19 protein-coding genes are annotated in these 18,452 nt (G+C 68.7%); 8 read left to right on the top strand and 11 right to left on the bottom strand.

Annotation, left to right across the window (positions count from 1 at the left end):
* Window positions 1-26: 26 nt before the first annotated feature.
* Window positions 27-1,736 (bottom strand): bifunctional sulfate adenylyltransferase/adenylylsulfate kinase, encoded by a 1,710-nt coding sequence (locus tag ABS73_RS06605; protein WP_277019291.1) that lies wholly within the window; start codon window positions 1,734-1,736, stop codon window positions 27-29.
* Between the two features lie 205 nt (window positions 1,737-1,941).
* Here ABS73_RS06605 and ABS73_RS06600 point away from each other — a divergent pair, with 205 nt between their 5' ends.
* The gene (locus ABS73_RS06600) at window positions 1,942-2,487 is read left to right on the top strand and encodes a hypothetical protein (protein WP_277019293.1); all 546 of its coding nucleotides are present in this window, start codon (window positions 1,942-1,944) and stop codon (window positions 2,485-2,487) included.
* Here ABS73_RS06600 and ABS73_RS06595 read toward each other — a convergent pair whose 3' ends face one another.
* Together ABS73_RS06595 and trxB are read right to left on the bottom strand one after the other, a co-directional pair.
* Complete coding sequence (locus ABS73_RS06595; protein WP_277019295.1) at window positions 2,488-3,105, bottom strand: 2OG-Fe(II) oxygenase family protein; 618 nt, start codon at window positions 3,103-3,105, stop codon at window positions 2,488-2,490. It lies immediately after the preceding gene.
* A gap of 55 nt (window positions 3,106-3,160) precedes the next feature.
* The gene (gene trxB, locus ABS73_RS06590; RefSeq protein ID WP_277019296.1) at window positions 3,161-4,144 is read right to left on the bottom strand and encodes a thioredoxin-disulfide reductase; all 984 of its coding nucleotides are present in this window, start codon (window positions 4,142-4,144) and stop codon (window positions 3,161-3,163) included.
* A gap of 156 nt (window positions 4,145-4,300) precedes the next feature.
* Here trxB and ABS73_RS06585 point away from each other — a divergent pair, with 156 nt between their 5' ends.
* Window positions 4,301-4,801 carry an Lrp/AsnC family transcriptional regulator gene (locus ABS73_RS06585; RefSeq protein ID WP_136855237.1) on the top strand — a complete coding sequence of 167 codons (501 nt, stop codon included), beginning with the start codon at window positions 4,301-4,303 and terminating at the stop codon, window positions 4,799-4,801.
* 3 nt (window positions 4,802-4,804) lie between these two features.
* The gene (locus tag ABS73_RS06580) at window positions 4,805-5,830 is read left to right on the top strand and encodes a hypothetical protein (RefSeq protein WP_277019300.1); all 1,026 of its coding nucleotides are present in this window, start codon (window positions 4,805-4,807) and stop codon (window positions 5,828-5,830) included.
* A 144-nt stretch (window positions 5,831-5,974) separates the two neighbouring features.
* Here the strand turns inward: ABS73_RS06580 and pgeF are convergent, their stop codons facing one another.
* From pgeF to lgt, 3 genes are read right to left on the bottom strand one after another with little or no spacing between them, the layout of a single operon-like run.
* Window positions 5,975-6,739 carry a peptidoglycan editing factor PgeF gene (pgeF, locus tag ABS73_RS06575; RefSeq protein WP_277019301.1) on the bottom strand — a complete coding sequence of 255 codons (765 nt, stop codon included), beginning with the start codon at window positions 6,737-6,739 and terminating at the stop codon, window positions 5,975-5,977.
* Entirely contained in the window at window positions 6,723-7,781 is a 1,059-nt protein-coding gene (locus ABS73_RS06570; RefSeq protein WP_277019303.1) for a class I SAM-dependent methyltransferase, read from the bottom strand. Before ABS73_RS06570 ends, pgeF begins: the two co-directional genes overlap by 17 nt.
* Entirely contained in the window at window positions 7,778-8,659 is an 882-nt protein-coding gene (gene lgt, locus ABS73_RS06565; RefSeq protein ID WP_277019305.1) for a prolipoprotein diacylglyceryl transferase, read from the bottom strand. Before lgt ends, ABS73_RS06570 begins: the two co-directional genes overlap by 4 nt.
* A 118-nt stretch (window positions 8,660-8,777) precedes the next feature.
* Between lgt and ABS73_RS06560 the strand changes: the two genes are divergently transcribed.
* Window positions 8,778-9,035: an accessory factor UbiK family protein gene (locus ABS73_RS06560; RefSeq protein ID WP_136855232.1), complete on the top strand. Its 258-nt coding sequence runs from the start codon at window positions 8,778-8,780 to the stop codon at window positions 9,033-9,035.
* On the opposite strand, the gene ABS73_RS06555 is transcribed toward ABS73_RS06560, so the two are convergent.
* The gene (locus tag ABS73_RS06555) at window positions 9,026-9,337 is read right to left on the bottom strand and encodes a DUF6476 family protein (protein WP_136855231.1); all 312 of its coding nucleotides are present in this window, start codon (window positions 9,335-9,337) and stop codon (window positions 9,026-9,028) included. The two genes, ABS73_RS06560 and ABS73_RS06555, sit on opposite strands and share 10 nt — an antisense overlap.
* On the opposite strand from ABS73_RS06555, the gene ABS73_RS06550 reads away from it, so the two are divergent.
* The 3 genes from ABS73_RS06550 to ABS73_RS06540 all read left to right on the top strand — a co-directional run bounded on the left by ABS73_RS06550 (window position 9,336) and on the right by ABS73_RS06540 (window position 12,481).
* Entirely contained in the window at window positions 9,336-10,358 is a 1,023-nt protein-coding gene (locus tag ABS73_RS06550; protein ID WP_277019308.1) for an RluA family pseudouridine synthase, read from the top strand. The genes ABS73_RS06555 and ABS73_RS06550 overlap by 2 nt on opposite strands.
* 110 nt (window positions 10,359-10,468) lie before the next feature.
* A complete protein-coding gene (rpoH, locus tag ABS73_RS06545) occupies window positions 10,469-11,377 on the top strand; it encodes an RNA polymerase sigma factor RpoH (RefSeq protein WP_136855229.1) in 909 nt (302 codons plus the stop codon).
* A gap of 81 nt (window positions 11,378-11,458) precedes the next feature.
* Complete coding sequence (locus ABS73_RS06540) at window positions 11,459-12,481, top strand: hypothetical protein (protein ID WP_277019312.1); 1,023 nt, start codon at window positions 11,459-11,461, stop codon at window positions 12,479-12,481.
* A gap of 3 nt (window positions 12,482-12,484) precedes the next feature.
* On the opposite strand, the gene ABS73_RS06535 is transcribed toward ABS73_RS06540, so the two are convergent.
* Window positions 12,485-13,246, bottom strand: coding sequence for an NAD kinase (locus ABS73_RS06535; RefSeq protein ID WP_277019314.1), 762 nt, complete (start codon window positions 13,244-13,246; stop codon window positions 12,485-12,487).
* Window positions 13,247-13,425: 179 nt separating this feature from the next.
* Between ABS73_RS06535 and glyA the strand changes: the two genes are divergently transcribed.
* Window positions 13,426-14,721: a serine hydroxymethyltransferase gene (gene glyA, locus ABS73_RS06530; protein WP_277019316.1), complete on the top strand. Its 1,296-nt coding sequence runs from the start codon at window positions 13,426-13,428 to the stop codon at window positions 14,719-14,721.
* Between the two features lie 159 nt (window positions 14,722-14,880).
* Here the strand turns inward: glyA and ABS73_RS06525 are convergent, their stop codons facing one another.
* Genes ABS73_RS06525 through ABS73_RS06515 form a run of 3 tightly spaced genes read right to left on the bottom strand, consistent with a single transcriptional unit; the run spans window position 14,881 to window position 18,443 of the window.
* Entirely contained in the window at window positions 14,881-15,669 is a 789-nt protein-coding gene (locus tag ABS73_RS06525; protein ID WP_277019319.1) for a crotonase/enoyl-CoA hydratase family protein, read from the bottom strand.
* Window positions 15,662-16,525: a hydroxymethylglutaryl-CoA lyase gene (locus tag ABS73_RS06520; protein WP_277019321.1), complete on the bottom strand. Its 864-nt coding sequence runs from the start codon at window positions 16,523-16,525 to the stop codon at window positions 15,662-15,664. Before ABS73_RS06520 ends, ABS73_RS06525 begins: the two co-directional genes overlap by 8 nt.
* The gene (locus ABS73_RS06515; RefSeq protein ID WP_277019322.1) at window positions 16,518-18,443 is read right to left on the bottom strand and encodes an acetyl/propionyl/methylcrotonyl-CoA carboxylase subunit alpha; all 1,926 of its coding nucleotides are present in this window, start codon (window positions 18,441-18,443) and stop codon (window positions 16,518-16,520) included. Before ABS73_RS06515 ends, ABS73_RS06520 begins: the two co-directional genes overlap by 8 nt.
* Between the last annotated feature and the right edge of the window lie 9 nt (window positions 18,444-18,452).

Below are 18,452 nucleotides of genomic sequence, written 5' to 3'. Positions count from 1 at the left end.
GGCCGCGTCAGTCATCACCCTACGGATCAGGTCAGGCCGATCAGGCCCATCCCCTCCAGCTTCAGCAGAACCTGGTGGGCGGCGCTGTCCACGTCGATATCGGTCGTATCCACGCGCAGTTCGGGGTTCGTGGGCTCCTCATAGGGGTCGGAAATCCCGGTGAACTCCTTGATCTTGCCTTCGCGGGCCAGCTTGTACAGGCCCTTGCGGTCGCGGCGCTCGCACTCTTCCAGCGGCGTGGCCACATGGACCTCGACAAAGGCGCCACCGGCCTCGACCATCTCGCGCACGGCGCGGCGCGTCGCGGTATAGGGCGCGATGGGCGCGCAGATCGCGATGCCGCCGTTCTTGGTGATCTCGGACGCGACATAGCCGATGCGCTTGATGTTGATGTCGCGATGCTCCTTGGAAAAGCCCAGCTCGGAGGACAAATGCTTGCGCACCACGTCACCGTCCAGCAGCGACACGGGTCGCCCACCCATCTCCATCAGCTTGACCATCAGCGCATTGGCGACGGTCGACTTGCCCGACCCCGACAGGCCCGTGAAGAACACGGTAAAGCCCTGCTGGGCGCGCGGCGGCGAGGTGCGGCGCAGCTGCTGGACGACCTCGGGAAAGCTGAACCATTCCGGGATGTCCAGCCCCTCGCGCAGGCGGCGGCGCAGCTCGGTGCCGCTGATGTCCAGGACGGTCGTGCCCTCGGGGACCTCGTTGGCGGGGAAATACTGCGCCTTTTCCTGCACATAGACCATGTGCTTGAAATCGACCATCTCGACGCCGATCTCGTCCTTGTACTGGGTGAACAGGGTCTGCGCGTCATAGGGGCCATAGAAATCCTGGCCCTGGCTGTTCTTGCCCGGACCGGCGTGATCGCGGCCGACGATGAAATGCGTGACGCCATGGTTGGCGCGGATCAGCCCATGCCAGACCGCCTCGCGCGGGCCCGCCATGCGCATCGCCAGGTTCAGCAGCGACAGATTGGTCGTGGCCGCCGGATACTTGTCCAGCACCGCCTCATAGCAGCGCACGCGGGTGAAATGGTCCACGTCGCCCGGCTTGGTCATGCCCACGACCGGGTGGATCAGCAGGTTGGCCTGCGCCTCACGCGCGGCGCGGAAGGTCAGCTCCTGATGCGCCCGGTGCAGCGGGTTGCGGGTCTGGAAGGCGACGATGCGGCTCCAGCCCAGCTTCTTGAACATCGCGCGCAGCTCGTTGGGCGTGTTGCGGCGGGCGCGGAAATCGTAATGCGTGGGCGCGGCCAGACCCTTGACCGGCCCGCCCAGATAGACCGGGCCCGCGACATTGTGCAGATAGTTCACGGCCGGATGGGCCAGATCGTCGGCGCCAAAGACCTTTTCGGCCTCGACCGCCTTGTTCGGCACCCACTTGTCGGTGACCGACATGATCGCCAGGATCACGCCCTCCTGATCGCGCAGCGCGATGTCGGTGCCCGGGGCCAGCACCTCGGCGAACTTGTCCGACACGTCCAGCGTGATGGGCATCGGCCACAGCGCCCCCGATTCCAGGCGCATGTCATTGACGACGCCGTTGTAATCAGCCTCGGTCAGGAACCCCCGCAGCGGGTTGAAGCCGCCGTTCATCAGCAGCTCCAGATCGCAGATCTGGCGCGGCGTCAGATCCCAGCTGGGCATCTGTCCGGCATCGTCCTTGAGCGCGGCGGCCGCAACCTCGGAGACATAGAGTTCGGGAATGGGGGTGTGGTTCGACAAGGTCATGATCGGGCCCGTGGTTACGCAAAACAGACAACACGCGTGTTCCGTCGGGACCGCGCGCCTTGGGCTGACGCATAGCCGGGATGAAAGCGATATTCAAGTCTGGGAAAACGGTTAACGCAGCCGATGATTGTGTCGCGCCGTCAAGGGGGAACCCTGAACCACGGCTGACGTTGGGACCATGAAACGACATGAAGCGGAGGGTCCGATGACCGATCACAGCCAAGCCAGCCCCGAAGAACAGCGCGCCCTGACCCAGGAGGAGCTGGGCTTTGCCAACCAGGCGCGCCAGCCCGCCCTGGGCCAGCTGTCGGACAAGGAGCTGTCGGACCTCATCGGCCTGCTGCGCACGCGCCGCAACCGCGCCCGCGACATGGCCGCCCGTCAGGGCCGCGAGGCGCGCGGCAAATCGGCGCCCAAGGGCGTGAACCCCGCTGGCGGCAACGAGGGCACGCGGTCGAAATCGGAATATCTGTCCGCTGCACTGGACCGCGCGATGGCCGAACGCGAAAGCCGCGAGGCCGGAGACGCGCCCAGCCAGAAGGATCTGGCCGAAAAGGCCGCGCAACTCAAGGCCGACGGCCCGGCGGCCAACCCGATGATGGAGGACGGCGCAGCCCTGCACCCCAACGACCCGGACGCCGATCCCGGCAAGAAGGGCATGGCGGATACCGACCGCAACACCGCCCCCTCGGGCGCGCTGGACCATGCGGGCGAGCTGCCCTCGCGCGAACGCTCGCGCGAGCGTCGCTGATCAGGCCAGCGCCTCCTGCGCCAGATTCCTCTGGCGCAGGTCGGCCGCTGCCTCATCATAAAGAAACGGCAGATAGACATAGCGCCGACCGGCGGTGACCCGGTCGGCCTGATGCAGCAGGCTGCAGCTGAAGATCAGCCCGCTGCCTGCCTCGGGCCGGAACCGCCGTTCCGAAAATTCGGGAAAACTCAGCCCACCCCCCTCGAAATCATCGTTCAGATTGACCGAGACGGCAAAGCGGCGATGCGCCGTCCCCGGCGTGGTGTTGTCGCGATGGGCGCGGAAATGCCCGCCCTCATCTGCGCGATAGCACGCCACCAGATAGCGTTCCTTGCGCGTCACCTCGAACGCATAGGCCTGCCGGATGGCGGGCACCACGCGGTCAATGATCCGCTGCCGCACCGCCCCCACCAGCGCGGGGTCGCGCAGCACATGATCGCGCCGGACCTTATGCGCCGGATCGTGGCGCGCGACCGTCCGGCCAGCCTGGTTCACCATGAAACCTGACGCCTCGCCGCCCTCCGCATCATAGCGTTCGATCAGCGCGGCACACAGCGCGGGCGGAAACAGGCCGGGCACCATCAGCACCGGCGCATCAAGGGTCAGGGTCCGTGTCATGCCCCCGATTGTCGCCATGCCCCGGCGATGGGGCAAGGCGAAACTGGCTAAACTGTTAGTAGATCGCCGCGACCAGACCCTCGGGGGCGGTCGTGACCTCGCCTTGGGCCGCCAGGAAATGCTCGGCATCCAGCGCTGCCATGCAGCCCATGCCCGCGCTGGTCACCGCCTGGCGATAGACATGGTCGGTCAGGTCGCCCGCCGCAAAGACGCCCGGAATCGAGGTGCGCGTGCTGCCCGGCTCGACCCGGACATAGCCGCCATTGTGCATCTCCAGCTGATCCTTGACCAGCTCGCTGGCGGGCGCATGGCCGATCGCGACGAACACCCCGTCGGCCTTGATCTCGCGCAGCGACCCGTCGCGCAGATCGCGCAACACGGCGCCGGTCACGCCCATCGGCGTCTCGACGCCCGACACCTCGGCCAACTCGGCGTTCCAGATCACCTCGACCTTGGGATGGGCGAACAGACGGTTCTGCAGGATCTTTTCGGCCCGCAGGCTGTCGCGACGATGAACCAGCGTCACCTTGCTGGCAAAGCGCGTCAGGAACAGCGCCTCCTCGACGGCGGTGTTGCCGCCGCCGATCACCACCACCTCGCGGTTGCGATAGAAGAACCCGTCGCAGGTCGCGCAGGCGCTGACGCCGAAGCCCTTGAACTTCTCCTCGGACGGCAGGCCCAGCCAGCGCGCCTGCGCGCCGGTCGCCAGGATCACCGCATCCGCCGTCACCACCCGCCCGCTGTCGCAGGTCGCGGTGAAGGGACGGCTCTGCAGGTCCAGCGTGGTCACCAGGTCGGTCACGATCTCGGCACCCATCGCGCGGGCATGGACCTCCATCTTGACCATCAGCTCGGGGCCCTGGATCTCGGTCTCGCCGGGCCAGTTCTCGACCTCGGTGGTGATGGTCAGCTGGCCGCCCGGCTGCATCCCCTGGATCAGCATCGGCTCCAGCATGGCGCGGGCTGCATAGACGGCGGCGGTATAGCCCGCAGGCCCCGACCCCACGATCAAAAGTTTCACATGGCTGCGTTCGGTCATCTTGCGCCCCTTTCGCGGTTTGTGCATGAGGTAATCCCTCACGCGCCGGACTGCAACGCATCCCCGCCCCTGCCCGATCTCGATAAGATTGTTGCGCCGGACGGGGCGGCATTGTAGTTTCCGGCAACGCCACGACCTGACAGAAGAAAGACAACCATGGCCGGCGCCAAACTCGACGACATCGACCGCAAGATCCTGGCCGAACTGCAGGCCGACGGCCGCATGACGAATGTCGAACTGGCGCGCCGCGTCGGCATCTCGGCGCCGCCCTGCCTGCGCCGTGTCCGCACGCTGGAGGAGCTGGGCTATATCCGCGGCTATCACGCCGACATCGATGCGCGCGAGCTGGGCTTCGAGGTGCAGGTCTTTGCCATGGTCCGCCTGGCCAGCCAATCGGAACGCGACCTCTCGGCCTTCGAGGCGCTGGTCCAGGAATGGCCGCTGGTGCGCGAATGCCACATGCTGAACGGAGAGATCGACTTCATCCTGAAATGCATCTCGCCGGACCTGTCGACCTTCCAGCGCTTCCTGACCAACAACCTGACGGCGGCGCCGAACGTGGCCTCGGTTAAGACCTCGCTGGTGATCCGGGGCGCCAAGGACCTGCCCGCCGTCCCCTTCGAGATCGTCGAGGAACGCGTCCGCGAAGCCGGCTGAGCCATGCGCCGCATCGCCCGCCTGACGCTGGTCCTGTGGTCGCTGGCCACGGTGGCGGCGGCGGGTTGGATGCTGGCGCAGAACCCCTTTGCCGCCCCTCTGGCCGAACGCGGCCTGGATCAGGCCCGCGCGGCCCTGACCCGCGCGGTCGCCGCCCGCGCCACGCCCGACTGGATCATCCCGCGCCTGCGGGACGCGCTGGCGCAGGACGATCGCCAGAGGCTGCAGCTGCTGTCCGATCTGGCCGCCGATCAGGCCACGCCTCTGCCCGCCGATCTGCGCGCGCAGGTGGACGCCGCCCTGTCCCCCGACCTGATGGAGACGCTGGCCGATTGCGGCACCTGCATGACCGACATCACCGCCTGCCCCAGCCTGTCGCTGATCGCGGCCTGCACCCTGCCGTTCGAACTGTCGCCCGCGGGCGACGCGGCGGCGCTGATCCGCCAAGGCCATGCCTGGGCCTCGGGGGGCGACCCGGACGGGGTCGAGGCCGCGCTGGCCTCGGTCGGGCTGGCGGCCACGGCGGGCACGCTGCTGACCGCCGGGCACAGCCTGTCGCTCAAGGGGGCGGCCACCACGCTGCGCGTCGCGCGCCGGGCCGATGCGCTGTCTCCGGGCATGACCCGCGCTCTGGCCGTGGCCGCGCGCAGCCCCGACCCCGCCGCTGCCCTGGGCGGCATCGCGGGCGATCTGCGCCGCATCGGCGCGCAAAGCTCGATCCCCGAGGTGCTGCCGATCCTGCGCCTGGCCCGCGACCCCGCCGATCTGCGCGCCCTGGCCCGCCTGTCCGAGGCCGCAGGCCCCCGCACCAGCCGCACCCTGACCGTGCTGGGCAAATCCGACAGCCTGCGCCTGATGCGCCGCGTCACCGATGCCGCCCTGACCGCCGCCGCCCTGCTGGGTCTGGTCCTGGGCCAGATCGCAGCCCTGCTTGGCGCGATTGCGCAGATGGCCTTGCGCCGCGCCCTGCGGCCCGCGCCCGCCCGCCGCGCGCCTCCGCCGTTGCGCCAAAGGTTAACGCCCGCCTAACGCAGCCTGCGCAAGCGGTGTACAGTCTGTGCACGCACGGTGTCTGCCCGGTGCCCGCCCTGTGCGACGGTTTTTCCCATGAAATCAGACGTTGTGCTGGCACAGTTGCACCAATGGCACCGATGCAACGCGCGGCCCGTTGCGCTACAGCGCGATGGCGCTGATCAGCCGCCCGTAATCGGGCTGCCCCTCATGCGTGGCGCGACGATAGCTGAAGAACCGCGCCGGGTCGGAATAGGTGCAATGGCGCGACCACTCGGCCTCGACGCCCGCGCCGCGCAGCCGCATCAGCCCGTATCCCGGCAGATCGAACATCGGGCGCCCCGCCGGACCGCCGGCGAAAAACCGTTCGTTGTCAACGTCGTCCGACAGGAACTCATCCATGAATTCGGGGCTGACCTCATAGGCGCGCTGGCTGATGCTGGGCCCGATCACGGCCCGGATCTGCCCCGCTCCCAGATCACGCATGGCCGCGACGGTGGCCTCGATCACCCCGGCCAGCGCCCCGCGCCAACCCGCGTGACAGGCCCCCACCACGCCCGCTGCAGGGTCGGCGAGCAGCACCGGCTGACAATCGGCGGTCAGCACCGCCACCGCCACGTCGCGCCGCGTGGTAACGATACCGTCCGCCTTGATTTCCTTGACTTTTTCAATGTCATCCCCGTCGTGCAGCGTGACCACATCGGCGGAATGCACCTGCTTGACGGTCGCCAGCAGACCGGCGGTGACGCCCATCGCACCGGCCACGCGGGCGCGGTTGACCATTACCATCTCGCTCTGGTCGCTGGAGCGGCGGCCGCAGTTCAGACCGGCGAACAGCCCTGACGACGCCCCGCCCTTTCGCGTGAAAAATCCGTGCCTTACATCGGACAGCAGCGGGTGGTTCAGGATTTCAAGCGTCGTCTGCATGGGCCTCCAGCGGGACAAATCCGGGCACAGGCGGCGCGCCCTGGGGCCAGATGGCGATGGCCTTGAACAGGTGACCCATTTCCGCCGGGTCGGTCAAGCGCCGAAGCGCAGCCATCGCGCCCGCATCGCCCGCCTGCGCCAACCGCTGTGCCCGCGCCTCGATCCCTAGCGCGCAGAGCCAGTCGCCCTGCCGCACCGGCCGCGACACGACCGCCCCCCCGCGCAAGGCTGCCGCCGTCAGCGCCGCGAAATCGACATGCGCCGTCAGATCGGCCAGTCCGGGCTGGGCAAAGGGGTCCTCGGGCGCGTGGTTTCGCAGGGCCTGAAACGTGTCGCCGTACCCGTTCCAGCCGCCGTAATCGACGATGATCGCCGCCCCGCCCTGCGCCGAGATCCGCCGCGCCAGGGCCTCGGTGAATGCCGCGCCCTCAGGGCACTCCTCAATGATGTCGCCGGGCTGACCGGGGCGGTTCAGGGGAACGACGGGGCCAAGTCCGATCTGCAAAGTGTCCCCCTGCAACCCGACCAGACGCTCGCGCCAGCCTTCAGGCGTCATCTGATACTGGCGGATCGGCAAAGCGTCGATGAACTCGTTTGCCACCAAAAACAGGGGATTGTCCTGCACATCCTCGATCAATGCGATATGCCGGACATGGCCTAGGCGGTCCTGCTGGACTTGGCGCAGATGGGGCGACGCCTCGATCAGCGCGACGCGGGCCGCATCGTGGAGGCCCGGCACCCGCGCCGTGGCGCGCAGCATGTCGGCCATCAGCGTGCCGCGCCCCGGCCCAGGCTCGACCAAGTGGAACGGGGTGGGCGCCCCCTGATCCATCCAGGCCTGTGCCAGGGCCAGTCCGCAGATCTCTCCGAACATCTGGTGGATTTCGGGCGCGGTGGTGAAATCGCCCGTCGCGCCAAAGGGATCGCGGGTCGCGTAATAGCCGTGGCGGCTGTCCATCAGGCAGATTCGCATGTATTCGGCCAGGCTGATCGGACCCCCCGCGCGGATGCGCGCGGCGATCACACCGGCCAGCGGGGTCATGCCGACAGCGGCGCGCGTGACCGCGCCCGCCAGATCAGTGCCAGCCCGATCAGCACCATCGGCAGCGACAGCGCCTGGCCCATGGTCAGCCCGATGACCGGGCCGCCCAGCACATGGCCAAGCGGGTTGTCGGGCGTGATGAACTGCGCATCAGCCACTCGGAACAATTCGACGAACATGCGGGCAAGGCCATATCCTGCAAGGAAAATCCCGAATGCCAGCCCCGGACGGCGCAAGCCCCCCGCCCGGACCACGGCCCAGAGGATCAGGCCCAGGACCAGCCCCTCCAGCCCGGCCTCATAGAGCTGGCTGGGGTGGCGCGCGCAGGCGCCCACGACGCCCGGACAGTCCTGCGCGGCCTGGCCCGGAAAGATCACGCCCCAAGGCAGGTCGGTGGGGCGGCCCCACAGTTCGGCGTTGATGAAGTTGGCCAGCCGCCCGAACAGGATGCCGATGGGCGCCACGACCGCCATCGCGTCGGCCAGCCGCAGGACCGGCACGCCCTGCCGCCGCGCCCAGGCCCAGGTCGCGACGATGACGCCCGAGAAACCGCCGTGAAAGCTCATCCCGCCCTGCCAGACCTGCAGGATCTGCGCGGGATTCGCCAGATAATAGGCGGGTTCGTAGAACAGCACGAAGCCCAAGCGCCCGCCCAGGATCACCCCCAGGATCACCCAGGTCAGCAGGTCATCCACCCGGTCGGGCGCGGTCGGCGGCGTGCCGCCCCACAGCGCGGGCCTGCGCATCATCGCCACGATCAGCCGCCATCCCAGGATCAGACCGGCCAGATAGGCCAGCGCATACCAGCGCAGCGACAGGGAGAAACCGCCAAGGCTGATCGTGAAGATCTCGGGGGAAATGTCGGGAAAGGGGATCATGGGGCCTCGGGGCTGCGTTTTGTCGCGCACGCTAGTCGCCAAAGCCGCAGTGTCAACATTGAACCCGGACGCGCCCCGGACCATATAGGACCCAACGCAAGACAAGGAACGCCACCAGATGACCACGCAGAACCGTTTCTTCGACGATATGTCCAAGCTGATGACGAATGCCATGGGCGTGGCCCAGGGCGCCCGCACCGAGGCCGAGACCGCCATGAAGGGCTGGATCGACCGCTGGCTGGCCGATCGCGATTTCGTCACCCGCGAGGAGTTCGAGGCCGTGCGCGAGATGGCGATCAAGGCCCGCACCGAGAATGCCGAGCTGAAGGCCCGGCTGGATGCGATGGATGCGGGGCGCGACCAGCCTCAGGGCTGAAGCGCCATCTGCCCCACCAGCGCCCCCGCGCGGTCATAGACCAGCACCCGGTCATCGGTCGTCAGCACGACGATGCGGTTCTGGGCAAAGGTCACCGCGCGGGACTGCACCCCCTGCGGCAGCGTGATCGCTGCGGGCAGTTCGGGCAGCACCGGCTGGTTCAGGCGCATCCACAGCATCGCCACCACCGCGACCATTCCCAGTCCCATGACCAGCGTCAGCCCGGTGACCAGCGTTTTCAGAAAGCGCAGCTCCGGAACGGCTTTCGCCGCCACCTTCCAGTCGGTATCATCCTGCGCCATGTCCATCCTTTCCGTGACCATTCCGGCCAATCCGCCCGACCGACTTGATAAGGCGCTTGCGATGGCGGTGCCAGAGGATGCGGCCCTGTCGCGGTCCCGCCTGGCGCGGCTGATCGCCGAAGGCGCCGTGACCGGCCCCGACGGCCCCGCCCGCGACGGCAAGGCCCGCGTGGCCGAGGGGCAGGAATACCACATCGCCCTGGCGCCCCCCGAACCGGTCGAGACCCGCCCCGAGGCCATCCCCCTGGTCATCGCGCATGAGGATGATGACCTGATCGTGATCGACAAGCCCGCGGGCATGGTCGTTCATCCGGCTCCGGGCAGCCCGTCGGGTACGCTGGTCAACGCGCTGTTGGCGCATTGCGGCGATTCGCTGTCGGGCATTGGCGGGGAAAAGCGCCCCGGCATCGTGCACCGCATCGACAAGGACACCTCTGGGCTGCTGGTCGTGGCGAAATCCGACCGCGCCCATCACGGGCTGGCCGCCCAGTTTGAGGCGCATACCGCCAACCGCCGCTATCTGGCGCTGGCGCATGGGGTGATCGACGCGGCCGACCCGCGCCTGCGCGGCACGCCGGGCGTCAGCTTCGAGGACGGGCTGGTCCTGCGCATCGCCACGCATCTGGCCCGCCACCCAAGCGACCGGCAGAAGCAGGCCGTCTATGCCGACAAGGGCCGTCATGCGGTCACCCGCGCCCGTCTGCTGGAACGGTTCGGCACGCCGCCCGCCGCCATGCTGGTCGAATGCCGGCTGGAAACGGGGCGCACCCATCAGATCCGCGTGCACATGGCGCATTGCGGGCTGGGACTGATCGGCGATCAGACCTATGGCGGGTCGCGCCGCGCCTCGGCCCGCGCCTTGGGGGCGGTGGCCGAGGCCGTGCAGGCCTTTCCGCGTCAGGCGCTGCATGCGGCGCATCTGGGCTTTGTGCATCCGGTGACGGGCGTGGCCATGGGGTTCGACAGCCCGCTGCCGCCGGACATGCAGGCGTTGCTGGATGGGTTGCGCGCCGCCTCTTGACGCAAACGTGAGGGGTTCCCACATAGCGAGGTTCCCCCGGATGCGGCATCCTGTCCCGGAACCGTACTGCCCGGGGCTGCGTTACCGGATCTCTGCGAAAGGCGAACATCATGGCGACTTATGGAAATCTTCCCGCCCCCAGCCCGGAACAGGGTCTGAACCGCTATCTGCAAGAGATCCGCAAGTTTCCGCTGCTGGAACCTGAAGAAGAATACATGCTGGCCAAGGCCTGGGTGGACCACGAGGACAGCGAGGCGGCCCACAAGATGGTCACCAGCCACCTGCGTCTGGCCGCCAAGATCGCGATGGGATATCGCGGCTATGGCCTGCCCCAGGCAGAGGTCATCAGCGAGGCCAATGTGGGTCTGATGCAGGCCGTCAAGCGGTTCGACCCGGAACGCGGCTTCCGTCTGGCGACCTATGCGATGTGGTGGATCCGCGCCTCGATCCAGGAATACATCCTGCGGTCCTGGTCCCTGGTCAAGATGGGCACCACCAGCGCCCAGAAAAAGCTGTTCTTCAATCTGCGCAAGGCCAAGTCCAAGATCGGCGCGCTGGAAGAGGGCGATCTGCGCCCCGAGAACGTCGCCCAGATTGCGACCGAGCTGAACGTGACCGAGAAAGAGGTCGTCGACATGAATCGCCGCCTGTCGGGGGGCGATGCGTCGCTGAACGCGCAGGTCGGGTCGGGTGACGGGGAATCCTCGGCCCAGTGGCAGGATTGGCTGGAGGATACCGACGCCAACCAGGCCGAGGCCTATGCCGAATCCGAGGAGCTGCACACCCGTCGCCGCATGCTGGTCGATGCAATGGACGCGCTGAACGATCGCGAAAAGGACATCCTGATGGAGCGGCGGCTGCGCGACGATCCGATGACGCTGGAGGATCTGTCGGCCCGCTACAGCGTGTCGCGCGAACGCATCCGCCAGATCGAGGTCCGCGCCTTCGAAAAGCTGCAGGACCGGATGCGCGTCCTGGCCCGCGACAAGGGCATGCGGATCGCCGAAACCCTCGACTGACCGGTCCGCATCGCATTGACGCAATGCGGTGCGGCGCTATGGTCTGGCAGATTGCCGAAACGACCCCGGACCGCACCGCCCATGACAGCCCTGACCGAATTCCAGCGTCTCGAAGCGCAGGGCAGCTGGCGCGAGACGCCGGATGCGCGCTTGCGCGAGGTGATCGTGTCGGTGGGCGAGGCGACGCTGACGCTGATGGACCCGAAATCCGACCGGCCCCTGTCGCATTGGTCGCTGCCCGCCGTGGCGCGGCTGAACCCGGGGCGGCTGCCCGCGCTTTACACCCCCCATGCCGGTGCCGCCGACGAGACAGTCGAGATCGACGATCCCCTGATGATCGAGGCGATCGAGCGCGTCCAGCGCGCCATCGCCAGCCACCGTGCAGTGCCGGGCCGGTTGAGGGGCGTGCTGATGGCGCTTGGCGTGCTGGCGATGTTGGGCGGGCTGGTCCTGTGGCTGCCCGATTCGCTGATCCGGCATGCGGCGCGCATCGCGCCCCCCGCCCAAGCCCGCACCATCGGTCTGGCCGTGCTGAGCGATCTGGAGCGCAGTGCGGGCATGGTCTGTCGCCGCACATCGGGGCAGCAGGTGCTGAACTGGATATCGCCGGGCCTGCTGGGTTCGGATGCGCTGGTCCAGGTCGTTCCCGGCCCACTGAACGGGGCGCGGCGGTTGCCGGGCGATCTGTATGTGCTGGGGGCCGACTTGCTGACGGCCACTCCGGGCCCCGAGGCCTCGGCCGGGCACCTGATCGCGGCGTCGATGGCCGAAACCGGCCCTGAGACCACGTTGAACGCGCTGCGTCATGCCGGGCTGATGGCGTCGCTGCGGCTGATGACGCTTGGAACGCTGCCCCGCGCCGCGATGGAGGGCTATGGCGAGGCGCTGCTGACCCAGGAGGCACCGCGCCCCGATCTGGCTGCCCTGCCCCCGGCCTTTGCCGAACGCGGCCTGTCCACCGAGCCCTATGCCCGCAGCCTGGACCCCACCGGCGCGACCGTGCTGCCACTGATCGAGGCCGACCCGATCCGCGCAGGCACAACCCCCGCCCGCCTGCTGACGGACGAGCAATGGCTGGCCCTGCAGCAGATCTGCGCGGGCTGAGCGTCAGACGAACTGTTCGCGCAGCAGCCGTTCATCCAGCCCGTGCCCCGGATCGAACAGCAGCCGGTGGCGGATGTCATCCGCGCTGCGGATATGAACCCGCGTCACATGGCGCACCGAGCGGCTGTCGGCATCGGCCATGACGGGGCGGCGTTCGGGGTTCAGAACCTCGACCAGGACCTCGGCCCCCTTGGGCAGCAGGGCGCCGCGCCAGCGACGGGGGCGGAAGGGCGCGATGGCAGTCAGGGCCAGCACCTCGGAATTGATCGGCAAAATCGGGCCATGCGCCGAATAGTTATAGGCCGTGGACCCTGCGGGCGTGGCGACCAGGGCGCCGTCGCAGACCAGCTCCTCCATGCGCAGGCGGCCGTCGACGTGGATGCGCAGCTTGGCCGCCTGCGGGCCCTCGCGCAGCAGGCTGACCTCGTTGATGGCCAGGGCCTCGTGGCAGGTGCCGTCGGCGCAGGTGGCGCGCATGCGCAGCGGGTTGATGACCGTCAGTTCCGCCGCATCCAGCCGCGCGGGCAGGTCATCGGCAGCGTAGACGTTCATCAGGAACCCCACGGTGCCGCGGTTCATGCCATAGACCGGCAGCCCCCGCCCCTGCGTCGCATGCAGCGTCTGCAGCATGAAGCCGTCGCCGCCCAGGGCCACGACCACCTCTGCACGCTCCAGCGGCGTCTGGCCGTATCGCGCGGTCAGCGCCGCCAGCGCCGCCTGCGCGGGTTCGGCATGGCTGGCGGTGAAATGCATGTTGGACGTCATCGGCCGTCTGTCCCCCTGATCGACCCGCACCTTCACGCGGCCCCGCGCCGATGACAAGCCCCGCGTTTGGCAGGTCGCAACCGCATCGGGCCGGGTCGTTTTGTCACTTTCCGCAGGGCCGACGTTGCGTTAGAACCGGCCAACCTCAGCCGACCCAGCCACAAAAGGACGCGAGACCGATGAACGCACCCACCCGCGACAACGGCTTCTTCACCGAAACCCTGGCCAGCCGTGATCCCGAAATCGCCAAGGCCGTCACCCAGGAACTGGGTCGCCAGCGCGACGAGATCGAGCTGATCGCCTCGGAAAACATCGTCAGCCGCGCCGTGATGGAGGCGCAGGGCTCGGTCCTGACCAACAAATATGCCGAAGGCTATCCGGGCAAGCGCTATTACGGCGGCTGCCAGTATGTCGACATCGCCGAGACCCTGGCGATCGAACGCGCCAAGGAGCTGTTCGGCTGCGAATACGCCAACGTCCAGGCCAACAGCGGCAGCCAGATGAACCAGGCCGTGTTCCTGGCCCTGCTGCAGCCCGGCGACACCTTCATGGGGCTGGACCTGAATTCGGGCGGACACCTGACCCACGGATCGCCCGTCAACATGTCGGGGAAGTGGTTCAACGTCGTCAGCTATGGCGTGGACGCGCAGACCCACCAGCTGGACATGGAGGCGATCGCCGCCAGCGCGCGCCAGCACAAGCCCAAGCTGATCATCGCGGGCGGCACCGCCTATAGCCGCAGCTGGGACTGGGCCGCCTTCCGCAAGATCGCCGATGAGGTCGGGGCCTGGCTGCTGGTCGACATGTCCCACATCTCGGGTCTGGTCGCGGGCGGCGCGCATGCCTCGCCCATTCCCCACGCCCATGTCGTGACCACCACCACGCACAAATCGCTGCGCGGTCCGCGCGGCGGCATGATCCTGACCAATGACGCCGATCTGGCGAAGAAGATGAACAGCGCGATCTTCCCCGGTCTGCAGGGCGGTCCGCTGATGCATGTGATCGCCGCAAAGGCCGTGGCCTTTGGCGAGGCACTGCGCCCCGAGTTCAAGACCTATGCCCATCAGGTCGTCAAGAACGCCGCCGCCATGGCGGATGAGCTGATGAAGGGCGGCATCGACATTGTGTCGGGCGGCACCGACAACCACCTGTGCCTGGCCGACCTGCGCCCCAAGGGCGTGACCGGCAAGGCCACCGAGGCCGCACTGGGCCGCGCCCACATCACCTGCAACAAGAACGGCGTGCCCTTCGACCCCGAGAAGCCCTTTGTCACCTCGGGCATCCGTCTGGGTGCGCCCGCCGGCACCACCCGCGGTTTCGGCGAGACCGAGTTCCGCCAGATCTCGCGCTGGATTGTTGAGGTCGTGGACGGCCTGGCCGCCCATGGCGAGGAGGGCAATGCCGAGGTCGAAGCCAAGGTCCGTGCCGAGGTAGCCGAGCTGTGCGCCCGTTTCCCGCTGTATCAGGGCATGTGATCCTCAGGGTCTGAGTTTTGTTGGACAGAAGGCCCGTCGCTGGTGCAGCGGCGGGCCTTTTTCATTCGGATGTTTGCCTTGGTGGCAAGGGCGGATGGGGGCCAGCCCCCGCCGCGCGTTCCGCGCGGCCCCCCGGGATATTTGCGTGAAGAAGAAGCCTCAGGCGTGGGATTGCCAGCGCGGTTTGCGCTTGTCGAAAAAGGCGGCAATGCCTTCGGGGGCCTCAGTGCCCTGCCAGACGGCGACCAGGCGGTCGATGCTGTCCTCGATCACGTCCTGGTCGATGCGGGGGCCGAGGGCGCGGCATTGCGCCTTGGCGGCGGCGACCGCACCGGGGGCGGCCTGGAGGAAGGGGGCGACCTGAGCCTCGATTGCGGCATCCAGCGCGTCGGGGGCGACGGCGGCGGCGGCCAGGTTCAGGGCCACGGCCTCAGGGGCGTCGAAGAGGCGGGCCGAGAAGAATACGCGCCGCGCCGCGGGTTCGCCCATCCGCGCCACCACATAGGGACCGATGGTCGCGGGGATCAGGCCGAGGCGGACTTCGGTCAGGCCGAATGTCGCGGAGGATGCGGCGATGGCGATGTCGCTGACGGCCATCATGCCGACGCCGCCGCCGAAGGCGTTGCCCTGGACCCGCGCGATCAGCGGCTTGGGCAGCAGGTTCAGCGCCGACAGCATCCCGGCCAGCGCGCGCGCGCCGTCGCGGCGGGTGGCATCGTCCGCCGCCATCTGCTGGCGCATCCAGCCCAGGTCGCCGCCCGCGCAGAAGCTGGCCCCCTGCGCCGCCAGCACCACGACGCGCACGGCAGGGTCGGCACCCAGATCGGCAGCGGCCTGAGTCAGCTCATCCATCATCTGGCGCGACAGGGCGTTATGCTTGTCCGGGCGGGCCAGCCACAGGGTCGCCACGCCGCGCGCGTCTGTGTCGATGCGGATCGTCTCAGGCATGGGGGGCCTCTCTCAGGGCGCGGGCCAGGTCGGCGGCGCGGGTGATGATCTCCATGTCCAGGCCATGGGAAAAGCCCTTTGCGGTCAGATGGCGGGCCAGTGCCTCGGTCGCGACATTGCCTGCCGCGCCCGGCGCGTAGGGGCATCCGCCCAAGCCCCCCACGGCGGCGTCAAAGACCCGCAGACCGCGCGCCAGGCTGGCATCGACATTGGCCAGCGCGCGCCCGGCGGTGTCGTGATAGTGCCCGGCCAGCTGCTCGGGGGGGAGTTCGTCCAGGACGGCGGTCAGCATGGCGTCGATGGTCTCTGGGCGGCCCTGACCGATCGTGTCGCCCAGGCTGATCTGGTCGCAGCCCATGTCGCGCAGCGCGGCGGCCACGCGGGCCACCGCAGAGGGCGGCGTGGGCCCATCAAAGGGACAGTCGGTCACCACGCTGACATAGCCGCGCAGCGCCACCCCGTCGGCCAGCGCCTGCGCCGCGACCGGCGCCAGCCGCGCCAGCGCCTCATCGACGGAGGCGTTCAGGTTCGCGCGGCTGAACCCTTCCGAGGCGCTGGCGAACACCGCGACCATATCCGCGCCCGCCGCCCGCGCCGCCTGATAGCCGCGCAGGTTCGGGGTCAGCACCGCATAGCGCGTCCCCGCGCGGCGGGTGATGCCCGCCATGACCTGCGCCGCATCGGCCATCTGCGGCACCCAGGCCGGGGGGACGAAGCTGGTGACCTCGATATGGGCAAAGCCCGCCTGGCTGAGCAGGTCGACCAGCGCGATCTTGTCCGCTGTGGGGATCAGGCGCTTTTCGTTCTGCAGCCCGTCACGGGGGCCCATCTCGAAGATCTCGACCTGCTCAGTCATCGGTGGCCTCAAGGCGGATCAGGGGGGCGCCGGCCTCGACCTGGTCGCCGGGGCGGGCAAGGACCTCGGCCACGATGCCGTCGCGCAGGGCGGTCAGGCTGTGCTCCATCTTCATCGCCTCCAGCACGGCCAGGCGGTCGCCGGCCTTGACCTGCTGGCCAGCCTCCACGTGGACCGAGCGCACCTGTCCCGGCATCGGAGAACGGGTCAGCCCGTCGCCGCCCTCATCCGCGCCACGGCGGGCCAGCGGGTCCAGCGGGGTCAGATGCACGGTGCCGCCGCCAAAGACGCTGACGCCCGCCGGATGGGTCACGATACGTTCGCGGCACAGATCGCCATCGACCCACCAGCGCCCGCCCTGCCAGCGGACCTGATGCGCGCGCTCCAGCGTGACGCGGGCCGCGCCGGGGCCCTGGACCTCCAGCACAGCCTGACCGCCGTCCCACGCGATGGTGCGGCGCAGCGGCTGCCACAGCGTCGCGCCGCCCTGCACCGCCGGATCGGCCAGCCCCGCCAGCCCGATCACGGCCAGCACGCGTGCCCGGTCCTGGGCGCCCGCATCGGCGACCAGCGCGTCCAGATCGCGCCCGATCAGGCCGGTATCGACCTCGCCCCGGCGAAAGCCCGCATGGCGCGTCAGCGCGATCAGGAAATCGAGGTTGGTGACCGAGCCCGCGACCTCGGTATCGACCAGAGCCTGTTCAAGCGCGCGCAGCGCGATAGCGCGGGTGGAGGCGTGGGTCACGACCTTGGCGATCATCGGGTCGTACCAGGGGCTGATCGTGTCGCCGGGACGCACGCCGGTCTCGATCCGGGCATGGCCGGGGAACTGCAGATGTGCAAGCGTACCGGTCGCGGGCAGGAACCCCGCTGGCACGTCCTCGGCGTAAAGCCGCGCCTCGAAGGCGTGGCCGGTGACAGAGATCTCGTCCTGCCGCGCGGGCAGGGCTTCACCGCTGGCCACGCGCAGCTGCCATTCGACCAAGTCGATGCCGGTGATCGCCTCGGTCACCGGATGTTCGACCTGCAGGCGGGTGTTCATCTCCATGAACCAGAACCCGTCGGGGCGCAGGCCATCAGCACCGTCCACGATGAACTCGATCGTGCCCGCCCCGGCATAGCCGATGGCCTCGGCCGCGCGGACCGCGGCGTCGCCCATGGCGCGGCGGACCTCAGGGGTCATGCCGGGGGCCGGGGCCTCCTCGATCACCTTCTGGTGGCGGCGCTGAAGGGAGCAGTCACGCTCATACAAATGCACCGCGCGGGTGCCGTCGCCGAACACCTGCACCTCGATATGGCGCGGCTGCAGGATGTATTTCTCGATCAGCACGGCGGGGTTGCCAAAGGCGCCCTGCGCCTCGGACCGGGCGCTGTCCAGCGCGTCGCGGAACGCGGCCGGGTCGTCCACGCGCCGCATCCCCTTGCCGCCGCCGCCCGCCACGGCCTTGATCAGCACCGGATAGCCGATCTGCGCGGCCTGATCCGCCAGATGGTCGGGGTCCTGCTCCGCACCGTGATAACCGGGCACGACCGGCACGCCCGCCTGCTCCATCAGCGCCTTGGCCGCGTCCTTGAGGCCCATCGCCCGGATCGCCGCCGCCGAAGGCCCGATGAAGACCAGCCCCGCCGCCGTGACCGCATCCACGAAATCCGGGTTTTCGGACAGAAAGCCATAGCCCGGATGGATCGCCTGCGCGCCCGTGGCCTGCGCCGCCGCGATGATGGCGTCGCCGCGCAGATAGCTGTCGGCGGGCGCGGGGCCCCCCAGATGCACGGCCTGATCGGCCATCTGCACATGGCGCGCGGCCCGGTCGGCGTCGGAATAGACCGCCACCGTCGCCACGCCCAAGCGGCGGCAGGTGTCGATGACGCGGCAGGCGATCTCGCCCCGGTTGGCGATCAGGATTTTGTCGAACATGGCGTTCCC

This window comes from Paracoccus sp. SCN 68-21 (assembly GCF_001724535.1).
In the GTDB taxonomy this organism is placed as follows: domain Bacteria; phylum Pseudomonadota; class Alphaproteobacteria; order Rhodobacterales; family Rhodobacteraceae; genus Paracoccus; species Paracoccus hibiscisoli.
Note: the sequence above shows the minus strand (reverse complement) of the source record. Positions and strands in the feature narration are given on the sequence as shown.